A 9,841-nucleotide genomic window follows, 5' to 3' on the forward strand; every position below is an offset into this window, starting at 1 on the left:
AGTCGAACCTACGACCTTCGCATTACGAATGCGCTGCTCTACCAACTGAGCTATATCGGCCCTGAAAGGACATGTTCACGAACGTGAATCACGGTGGACAAGGTTAAAACTAACCGGGCGATGCGTCAATGGCCTTGTGAATCAAACGGCTACTTTTGCATCACCCGGTTTTGTTTACGCACGAATGGTGTAATCACCAATGCCGATCCACTTGTAAGTGGTCAGTGCTTCCAGCCCCATCGGGCCGCGCGCGTGGAGTTTTTGTGTGCTTACCGCCACTTCCGCGCCAAGACCAAACTGGCCGCCGTCGGTAAAACGTGTAGAGGCGTTGACGTAAACAGCAGAAGAATCCACTTCGTTAACAAAACGCTGGGCATTGCGCATATCACGTGTCAGGATCGCATCGGAGTGCTGGGTGCCGTGTTCACGAATATGAGCGATGGCATCGTCAAGATCGCTGACGATTTTGACGTTCAAATCTAATGACAGAAACTCATCGTCATACTCTTCGGCTTTAACAGCCACCACCTTCGCAGGGCCTGCCTGTAACTGCGCCAGCGCAGCTACATCTGCGTGTAACGTCACGCCGCTTTCCGCCATTTGCTTGCTTAATGCGGGCAGGAAGCTATCAGCGATGTTTTTATTTACCAGCAACGTTTCTACCGTATTACATGTGCTCGGACGCTGAGTTTTCGCGTTGATAATTACTTTCAGGGCTTCAGCTATCTCTGCACTTTCATCAACATAAATATGGCAGACGCCAATACCGCCGGTGATCACCGGGATCGTTGACTGCTCGCGGCACAGCTTATGCAAACCAGCGCCACCGCGCGGGATCAGCATGTCGATGTATTTATCCATACGCAGCATTTCACTCACCAATGCGCGATCCGGATTATCAATCGCCTGCACTGCGCCTGCCGGTAAACCGCAGGATTGCAGGGCGTCCTGAATCACCGCCACCGTTGCAGCATTGGTGCGGCAGGTTTCTTTACCACCGCGCAGGATCACCGCGTTACCGGTTTTCAGGCACAGGGAAGCGACATCAACCGTCACGTTCGGGCGCGCTTCATAAATCACCCCAATCACGCCAAGTGGGACGCGACGACGCTCCAGACGCAGACCGCTGTCCAGCACACCACCATCAATCACCTGCCCCACCGGATCGGCGAGATTACATACCTGGCGCACATCGTCGGCAATGCCTTTCAGTCGCGCGGGCGTCAGTGCCAGACGGTCAAGCATCGCTTCGCTAAGGCCATTGGCACGCGCGTCAGCAACATCCAGGGCGTTAGCGTTGAGGATACTTTCGCTTTGTGCTTCCAGTTCATCGGCGATCTTTTCCAGCACGCGATTTTTTTCGCGGCTGGAGAGTTGCGCTAATTTATACGAGGCTTGCTTCGCGGCAATGCCCATTTGTTCCAGCATCGGCCTGCTCCTTAACGGGTAATCATGTCATCACGGTGAACGGCAACCGGGCCATATTCATATCCCAGTATTGCATCAATTTCTTGCGAGTGGTGTCCGGCAATGCGACGCAATGCATCGCTGTTGTAACGGCTGACGCCGTGGGCAATATCGCGACCTTCGAGGTTGCAAATACGAATGACTTCACCACGCGAGAAGTTGCCGCTCACGCTTTTAATACCTTTCGGCAACAGGGAGCTGCCGCGTTCAAGAATAGCGGCGGTCGCCCCTTCATCAACGGTAATTTCACCCGCAGGTGGCGCGCCAAAAATCCAGCGTTTACGATTTTCTAAAGGCGTTGCCTGGGCATGGAACAGCGTACCGACAGGAATACCTTCCATCACATCACCAATGACGCCCGGCTTGTTACCTGCGGCAATAATGGTGTCGATCCCCGCACGGCAAGCCACGTCCGCCGCCTGCAATTTGGTGCCCATGCCGCCGGTTCCAAGACCTGAAACGCTGTCACCGGCAATCGCCCGCAGTGCGTCATCAATGCCGTAAACATCTTTAATCAGTTCCGCCTGCGGATTGCTGCGCGGGTCAGCGGTATACAAACCTTTTTGATCGGTCAGCAGCAACAGTTTATCGGCACCCGCCAGAATCGCCGCCAGCGCAGAAAGGTTGTCGTTATCGCCGACTTTAATCTCTGCCGTAGCAACAGCATCGTTCTCATTAATTACCGGAACGATGTTGTTATCGAGCAGCGCACGCAGCGTATCGCGGGCATTCAGGAAGCGTTCACGGTCTTCCATATCGGCACGGGTCAGTAACATCTGCCCGACGTGAATGCCGTAAATTGCAAAGAGTTGTTCCCACAGTTGAATCAGTCGACTCTGCCCTACCGCCGCCAATAGTTGCTTCGAGGCGATAGTCGCTGGCAGTTCCGGGTAACCCAGGTGCTCACGTCCGGCGGCAATTGCGCCCGACGTCACAATGACTATCCGATGCCCGGCGGCATGTAACTGCGCGCACTGGCGAACAAGTTCAACGATATGGGCACGGTTCAGACGGCGCGATCCGCCTGTTAGCACACTGGTGCCGAGTTTTACCACCAGCGTCTGGCTGTCACTCATGATTCTCTGCCATTCAATTTTAGGAAAAATGATATCAAACGAACGTTTTAGCAGGACTGTCGCCGGTTGCCAACCATCTGCGAGCAAAGCATAGCGTTTTGTTGCGCGGGATCAGCAAGCGTAGCGGCAGTTGTTTACGTTTTTATTACAGATTTAATAAATTACCACATTTTAAGAATATTATTAATCTGTAATATATCTTTAACAATTTCAGGTTAAAAACTTTCCTGTTTTCAACGGGTCTCTCCCGCTGAATATTCGCGCGTTAATTAAAATCAGGAATGAAAATGAAAAAGAGCACTCTGGCATTAGTGGTGATGGGTATTGTGGCATCTGCATCCGTACAGGCCGCAGAAATATATAACAAAGACGGTAATAAACTGGATGTCTATGGCAAAGTTAAAGCCATGCATTATATGAGTGATAACGACAGTAAAGATGGCGACCAGAGTTATATCCGTTTTGGTTTTAAAGGCGAAACACAAATTAACGATCAACTGACTGGTTATGGTCGTTGGGAAGCAGAGTTTGCCGGTAATAAAGCAGAGAGTGATACTGCACAGCAAAAAACACGTCTCGCTTTTGCCGGGTTGAAATATAAAGATTTGGGTTCTTTCGATTATGGACGTAATCTGGGCGCGCTGTATGACGTCGAAGCCTGGACCGATATGTTCCCGGAATTTGGTGGCGACTCCTCGGCGCAGACCGACAACTTTATGACCAAACGCGCCAGCGGGCTGGCGACTTACCGTAACACAGACTTTTTCGGTGTTATTGATGGTCTGAACTTAACCTTGCAATATCAAGGGAAAAACGAAAACCGCGATGTGAAAAAGCAGAACGGCGATGGGTTTGGTACTTCACTGACGTATGACTTTGGCGGCAGCGATTTCGCTATCAGTGGAGCCTATACCAACTCTGATCGCACCAACGAGCAGAACCTGCAAAGCCGTGGTACGGGCAAACGTGCCGAAGCGTGGGCAACGGGTCTTAAATACGATGCCAATAATATTTACCTGGCAACCTTCTATTCTGAAACGCGTAAAATGACGCCAATTTCTGGCGGTTTTGCTAATAAGACACAGAATTTTGAAGCGGTCGCTCAATACCAATTCGACTTTGGTCTGCGTCCATCTTTAGGTTATGTGCTATCGAAAGGAAAAGATATTGAAGGTATCGGTGATGAGGATCTGGTCAATTATATTGATATCGGTGCCACGTATTATTTCAACAAAAACATGTCAGCATTTGTTGATTATAAAATCAACCAACTGGATAGCGATAATAAGTTGAATATTAATAATGATGATATTGTCGCGATAGGAATGACATATCAGTTTTAATAATATTGCCGGATGCGACGTGAACGCCTTATCCGGCCTACGAAAACCACTATTTCAGGCCGGAAGAGATGCTCAAACATCACATCCGGCACTTTTCACTCACGCCGTTAACTTCACCGGCTCATCACGAAAATCATCCGCTGGTTCCAGCTTCAGATTCAGCGTCGCCAGCAGTTCACGCAGCTTTTCATGAAACTCGCGCAGAGTGTGCTCCAGCCGCTCAACCACTTCCGCATCTTTTACCTGAACATGCGTCCAGTCGCCTGCTTTATCGAACAGACCAAACCGGTAACTGTAGGTAAAACGGGATTCCTGCGCTTCCAGTTCCATCCACCAGCCCCAGAACTCACGCACTTCCGGCGCCGGTTTCACATTGACGCATACAGCCAGACAATCGAAAAAGAATCGATTATCTTCGCACTTACCTTCACGAATATACGGGCCTAGTGCGGTAAATTTTTTGATCAATCTGCTTTTCGGGTGTCCACTCGGTAACGTCATTGCGATCTCCTGTTGTGAAGCAACTGTTTTACCAAATTGGCAAAATTTAGCAAATTTTTAACACAATCGCTTTTCGAGCCAGTTAGTAATTTCCTGGAGTGCTTTGTCAAAATTCCGATACACCGGATTAAATGGAATTTCTAACAATTTACCGTCAGCAGATGACGAAGTGATTAATCGTGAATCCTCTTCCGGGCTGAACGGATCGTTCTTCCAGAAGCCTGATAACATTGGCGTTGGGCAGCGACGCCCCAGCAACCCTTGCACTTTCAATGAATAGCGATTCAACTCTACACGTAACGCTTCGTTGGAAGCATCGTGCATCCCTAAACGACTCGCCAGAACGTCAAGATACATTTCCGGCACCTGTTGCTGGCAATTAAAATCACTCAGCAAGGTGTGAACCACCGGACCAAGGCAGGCCACAGCTTTCAGACGCGGCGATTCAAGGTATGCCAGACGCACGGCAACGTTAGCGCCGAAACGGAAACCAAAGGCCGCAACGCGTGTGTGATCCACCCACGGCACATTAGGCAGAGCCTTTAACACATGCTGATGCAGAAGGCTGGAATCCTGGGTGAGTTTCCATTTTGAAGAAAAACCCACCGAAGGCATATCGATAGTCAACATCGCAATGCCGCGCGGCGCAAAATAACGCTCATAAAGGGAGTAATAGTCCGTTTGCATCGCATCCAGACCACCACACATTAATACTGTCGGGAACGGACCATCGCCTTTTGGCATATGGAGAAACCCGGTGATGGGCGCGCCCCCTGGCACAGTGAATTCCATTTGCCGCATCGTTCCTGGCAGACGTTGCGCCGCTTCTTCATAAGCGCGGTTTGATAACGTCTGCGCCTGTTCTGCCAGATCATCACCCTTCAGGTGTGGATAGGCAGCAATATTGTACAACGTCGCTGCGTGCAGCCAGTAACGACCGCTGACTTGTGGATTTTCTTCCGCACACGCTTTCTGTTGCCACAACATCGCCTGGGTGGCCCACTCATAAATCCAGTTACCGCCACGGTAACCAATCACCGTATCGTACAAATCATTGTCGGTGCGTTCGGCATCGCTCATCACAATACGCGCCTGGACGTCGAGGATTTCGCGCGGATCAACGCCGCGCCAGATCCACATCAGGCGGTTAATCATGCGATACCAGTGGGGAATAGTTTTGCCATCAAGAGCCGACTGCACAGGCGGTTGTGCACCGTGATTAAAGCGGCGGACAAGCGTCGAGGTTTCAGGGTGTTTAAAGCGGGGTTTGAACAGGGTTTCGCTCAGGTTTGCCTGTGTCATGGATGCAACCTCCAGGAATACTTACTGGAAGCTATTGTAACTCGCCTGCAGTTAAAAAGAACAACGCCCGGCGAAGCCAGGCGTTGAAAAGATTAGCGACCAGAGATAGGCGGAACGAATACCACGCCCATATCCCACGGTTGCTCAATCCAGGTATCTTGTGGGATATCAATAACATAATCATCAACCAGTGGACGACCAGCCGGTTTAGCGAAGATGGTGACAAAGTGCGCTTTAGGATACATTTCACGAATCGCAACCGCAGTACCGCCGGTATCCACCAGATCATCAATGACGATGAAGCCTTCACCGTCGCCTTCTGCACGTTTCAGCACTTTCAGTTCGCGCTGGTTATCGTGATCGTAGCTGGAAATACAAACGGTATCGACATGACGAATACCCAGTTCACGCGCCAGTAACGCACCCGGCACCAGACCGCCACGGCTAACGGCAATAATGCCTTTCCATTGTTCAGAAGGCATCAGTCGGCTTGCGAGTTTACGTGCATGGATCTGCAACATGTCCCAGGTGACGATGTATTTTTCGCTCATGTGAAGTGTCCCAGCCTGTTTATCTACGGCTTAAAAAGTGTTCGAGGGGAAAATAGGTTGCGCGAGATTATAGAGATCTGACGCACTAAAAACCAGTATTTCACATAAGTCCGCGTCTTTTTGCGCACTGCTACTACCTGTCGCTGGATAAAGTGGTATTCTCAAACATATCTCGCAAGCCTGACTTGTGCTGACAACATTTTCTGCTAACCCTGTGACCTGCAATACTGTTTTGCGGGTGATCGACAAGGAGACTTAACGTGTCTGAACTGTCTCAATTATCTCCACAGCCGCTGTGGGATATTTTTGCCAAAATCTGTTCTATTCCTCACCCGTCCTACCACGAAGAGCAACTCGCTGAATACATTGTAGGTTGGGCAAAAGAAAAAGGTTTCCATGTCGAACGCGATCAAGTGGGGAATATCCTGATTCGTAAACCTGCCACCGCAGGTATGGAAAATCGTAAACCGGTCGTCTTACAAGCTCACCTCGATATGGTGCCGCAGAAAAACAACGATACCGTGCACGACTTCACTAAAGATCCTATCCAGCCTTATATCGATGGCGAATGGGTTAAAGCGCGCGGCACCACGCTCGGTGCAGATAACGGCATTGGCATGGCGTCTGCGCTGGCGGTTCTTGCCGATGACAACGTGGTACACGGCCCGCTGGAAGTGCTGCTGACCATGACCGAAGAAGCCGGTATGGACGGTGCGTTCGGCTTACAGAGCAACTGGTTACAGGCAGATATTCTGATTAACACCGACTCTGAAGAAGAAGGTGAAATCTACATGGGCTGCGCGGGGGGTATCGACTTCACCTCCAACCTGCATTTAGACCGTGAAACAGTTCCGGCTGGTTTTGAAACCTTTAAATTAACCTTAAAAGGTCTGAAAGGCGGTCACTCTGGTGGCGAAATCCACGTTGGCCTGGGTAATGCAAACAAACTGCTGGTGCGCTTCCTGGCAGGTCATGCGGAAGAACTGGATCTGCGCCTTATCGATTTCAACGGCGGCACACTGCGTAACGCCATCCCGCGTGAAGCCTTTGCAACCATCGCTGTCGCAGCCGATAAAGTCGACGCGCTGAAATCTCTGGTGAATACCTATCAGGAGATCCTGAAAAACGAGCTGGCCGAGAAAGAGAAAAACCTGGCATTACTGCTGGATTCAGTAGCGAACGACAAAACTGCGCTGACCACCAAATCTCGCGATACCTTTATTCGCCTGTTGAACGCCACCCCGAACGGTGTGATCCGTAACTCCGACGTGGCAAAAGGCGTGGTTGAAACCTCACTGAACGTCGGTGTGGTAACCATGACCGACAATAACGTACAAATTCACTGCCTGATCCGTTCTCTGATCGACAGCGGTAAAGACTACGTGGTCAGTATGCTGGATTCGCTGGGTAAACTGGCAGGCGCGAAAACCGAAGCGAAAGGCGCATATCCTGGCTGGCAGCCGGACGCTAACTCTCCGGTGATGCATCTGGTACGTGAAACCTATCAGCGTCTGTTCAACAAGACGCCGAACATCCAGATTATCCACGCGGGTCTGGAATGTGGTCTGTTCAAAAAACCGTATCCGGAAATGGACATGGTTTCTATCGGGCCGACTATCACCGGACCACACTCTCCGGATGAGCAAGTTCATATCGAAAGCGTTGGCCATTACTGGCGGCTTCTGACTGAACTGCTGAAAGAAATTCCAGCGAAGTAATTATTTGATTTGCTGCCGGATGGCGTTTAATCGCCTTCCGGCAGTTTCCCTTCACTATCCTTCGATAAAAGCCATCCCTGTAAATGTCCGTCGCGGGTTACCACGTTCAATCTGGTGATGGAACATTCGCCGCTGCGATTTCAGCGCCGCGCTATTTTCCAGTTGCTGTTGTTCCAGCTTCCAGGCAATCAGTAATTGTGCCAGCCGTTTATTGGCATGCTGGCTGCGCTCTGACTGAACCTTCACACTAATCCCGGTTGCCAGATGCGTGGCGCGCACCGCCGAGTCGGTTTTATTGACATGTTGGCCGCCCGGCCCCGACGAACGCAGCGTCTCATACCGGATCGCATCGGATTGCTCCTGCTCATCAGCGGTAAAACGCCCAATGCCCAGAAACCAGTTTTTGCGCCCATGATGAGGCCGATACGGACTCGGACAAATCCACTGAATAGTGCCACACCAGCTTTCGCTTAATGCCCATGCGCTGTCGCCATCAAGTGAAATCAGCGCCGAACGCTGCGTGTCAGAATAGCGACCCGTTTCTGTTTCCAGCACCGTTACCGCGACGCCTTGTCGGGTAGCTTCTTTAATCAACCTGTCCAGCGCCTTTTTCACTGCGAGACAACATTCTTCCGGCCCCTGAGCTGAGGAGAGTTGTAGCAAAATCATCCTTTTTTCCCTCCACTGTTTTTGAGCGTCAGCACCGGACGCAGCCGCGCGACAGGAATAATTAAACCGGCCTGCACCAGACATTGCACCACGCTTTCAGCCGATTTATAGGCTTGTGGCGCTTCTTCGAAGATGAGTTGTTTATCGCGACAAATTACCCGGCTGCCAAGTTCAGTACGCGAGAGTTGCGTCGCCGTGTATTTCGCTGCCAGCCGCCCTTTACACTCGGTGCGCCCCCATTTACGCCCTGCCCCATGCGCCAGCGAGTGAAGCGTTTTTTCGTTCGCAACAGGTTTAACCAGCCAGGAGTAATCACCGCGTGAACCGGGAATAATCACCAGACCGTTGTCATCCGGCGTGGCACCTTTACGATGCAAGAAACCCTGTTGATCGCCGATTTGACACGCGCTAACAAAGTTATGCGCCACATCCAGAACCGGACTTCCGCTGGCTTTCACCTGTTGCATTATGCGCAGAGCGATCATCTGGCGATTAATACGCGCAAACGCCAGCGCATCGTCATGTTCCGCAATATACCGTAGCGCGTCATCACTGCCTTCAGGCAAACCATGATGCGAAAACGAGGCAATATGTCGCTGTAAAATAGACTGCCCCAAACCCCGCGAGCCGCTATGAACCAGCAGTTGCAGATGCTGCGCATCCAGACCAGCCAGTGCAAACAGTTCCGCGTCGATGATTTGATCAATCTGTTGCAGCTCTGCGAAGTGGTTTCCGCCACCGATAGAGCCAAGCGCGCTGCGCCACGAATGCTGTGCAAACGCTGACGGCAGGTTTTCCTCCAGCCAGCTTTCTTCAGCAACGTCATCCAAAGCTGATAATCGCTTTTCAAACTTATCGGCGTTGTATTTGCGAGCGAGAATATCTGTTTGCCATAGCGCCATGCCACAGCCGATATCACTGCCGACCAGTGCCGGGTAAAAACGACCAACGGAGAAGAACGCTGCGCCAATCGGGTAGCCGCGTCCGGGGTGTAAATCTGGCATCCCAACTACGCGTTGCATGTTGGGTAAATTTGCCGTGGTGTGTAATTGTTGGATCGCTGAACTCTCGATCCACAGGTCATCAGATGCGATGGTAAATACCGCATCGGATAAGGGACGAATATATTTGCCCATGTACCATTCCATTTATACTCGTCATACTTCAAGTTGCATGTACTGCGACTGCGTTCGTTCACCCCAGTCACTTACTTT

The 9,841-nt window shown here is 50.9% G+C and carries 9 protein-coding genes; 2 read left to right on the forward strand and 7 right to left on the reverse strand.

Annotated elements, in window-relative coordinates:
* Positions 1-174 precede the first annotated feature (174 nt).
* Both proA and proB read right to left on the reverse strand, forming a co-directional pair.
* Positions 175-1,428 (reverse strand): glutamate-5-semialdehyde dehydrogenase, encoded by a 1,254-nt coding sequence (proA, locus tag EQY_RS0106700; RefSeq protein ID WP_000893295.1) that lies wholly within the window; start codon positions 1,426-1,428, stop codon positions 175-177.
* An 11-nt stretch (positions 1,429-1,439) separates the two neighbouring features.
* Positions 1,440-2,543: a glutamate 5-kinase gene (gene proB / locus EQY_RS0106705; protein ID WP_001285271.1), complete on the reverse strand. Its 1,104-nt coding sequence runs from the start codon at positions 2,541-2,543 to the stop codon at positions 1,440-1,442.
* 287 nt (positions 2,544-2,830) lie between these two features.
* On the opposite strand from proB, the gene phoE reads away from it, so the two are divergent.
* Positions 2,831-3,886 (forward strand): phosphoporin PhoE, encoded by a 1,056-nt coding sequence (phoE, locus tag EQY_RS0106710; protein ID WP_024212443.1) that lies wholly within the window; start codon positions 2,831-2,833, stop codon positions 3,884-3,886.
* 99 nt (positions 3,887-3,985) lie between these two features.
* On the opposite strand, the gene crl is transcribed toward phoE, so the two are convergent.
* From crl to gpt, 3 genes are all read right to left on the reverse strand, one after another.
* On the reverse strand, positions 3,986-4,387 hold the full coding sequence (gene crl, locus EQY_RS0106715) for a sigma factor-binding protein Crl (RefSeq protein ID WP_000174686.1): 402 nt from the start codon (positions 4,385-4,387) through the stop codon (positions 3,986-3,988).
* A gap of 57 nt (positions 4,388-4,444) precedes the next feature.
* Complete coding sequence (gene frsA / locus EQY_RS0106720) at positions 4,445-5,689, reverse strand: esterase FrsA (RefSeq protein ID WP_000189562.1); 1,245 nt, start codon at positions 5,687-5,689, stop codon at positions 4,445-4,447.
* A gap of 92 nt (positions 5,690-5,781) precedes the next feature.
* Positions 5,782-6,240, reverse strand: a complete 459-nt coding sequence (gpt, locus tag EQY_RS0106725) for a xanthine phosphoribosyltransferase (protein ID WP_001291989.1) — start codon at positions 6,238-6,240, stop codon at positions 5,782-5,784.
* A 260-nt stretch (positions 6,241-6,500) separates the two neighbouring features.
* On the opposite strand from gpt, the gene pepD reads away from it, so the two are divergent.
* On the forward strand, positions 6,501-7,958 hold the full coding sequence (gene pepD / locus EQY_RS0106730; protein ID WP_001292990.1) for a cytosol nonspecific dipeptidase: 1,458 nt from the start codon (positions 6,501-6,503) through the stop codon (positions 7,956-7,958).
* A 54-nt stretch (positions 7,959-8,012) separates the two neighbouring features.
* Here the strand turns inward: pepD and prfH are convergent, their stop codons facing one another.
* Entirely contained in the window at positions 8,013-8,627 is a 615-nt protein-coding gene (gene prfH / locus EQY_RS0106735; RefSeq protein WP_000602131.1) for a peptide chain release factor H, read from the reverse strand.
* Entirely contained in the window at positions 8,624-9,763 is a 1,140-nt protein-coding gene (locus EQY_RS0106740; protein ID WP_000521581.1) for an RNA ligase RtcB family protein, read from the reverse strand. Before EQY_RS0106740 ends, prfH begins: the two co-directional genes overlap by 4 nt.
* Positions 9,764-9,841: the final 78 nt, after the last annotated feature.

The sequence above is a fragment of the Escherichia sp. TW14182 genome, from assembly GCF_000208525.1.
Lineage (GTDB): Bacteria > Pseudomonadota > Gammaproteobacteria > Enterobacterales > Enterobacteriaceae > Escherichia > Escherichia ruysiae.

Bases quoted from the DNA above. Each gene is read 5' to 3' on its own strand.
- proB (WP_001285271.1), bottom strand. From the start codon at position 2,543: ATGAGTGACAGCCAGACGCTGGTGGTAAAACTCGGCACCAGTGTGCTA.
- crl (WP_000174686.1), bottom strand. From the start codon at position 4,387: ATGACGTTACCGAGTGGACACCCGAAAAGCAGATTGATCAAAAAATTT.
- gpt (WP_001291989.1), bottom strand. From the start codon at position 6,240: ATGAGCGAAAAATACATCGTCACCTGGGACATGTTGCAGATCCATGCA.
- EQY_RS0106740 (WP_000521581.1), bottom strand. From the start codon at position 9,763: ATGGGCAAATATATTCGTCCCTTATCCGATGCGGTATTTACCATCGCA.
- prfH (WP_000602131.1), bottom strand. From the start codon at position 8,627: ATGATTTTGCTACAACTCTCCTCAGCTCAGGGGCCGGAAGAATGTTGT.
- frsA (WP_000189562.1), bottom strand. From the start codon at position 5,689: ATGACACAGGCAAACCTGAGCGAAACCCTGTTCAAACCCCGCTTTAAA.
- proA (WP_000893295.1), bottom strand. From the start codon at position 1,428: ATGCTGGAACAAATGGGCATTGCCGCGAAGCAAGCCTCGTATAAATTA.
- phoE (WP_024212443.1), top strand. From the start codon at position 2,831: ATGAAAAAGAGCACTCTGGCATTAGTGGTGATGGGTATTGTGGCATCT.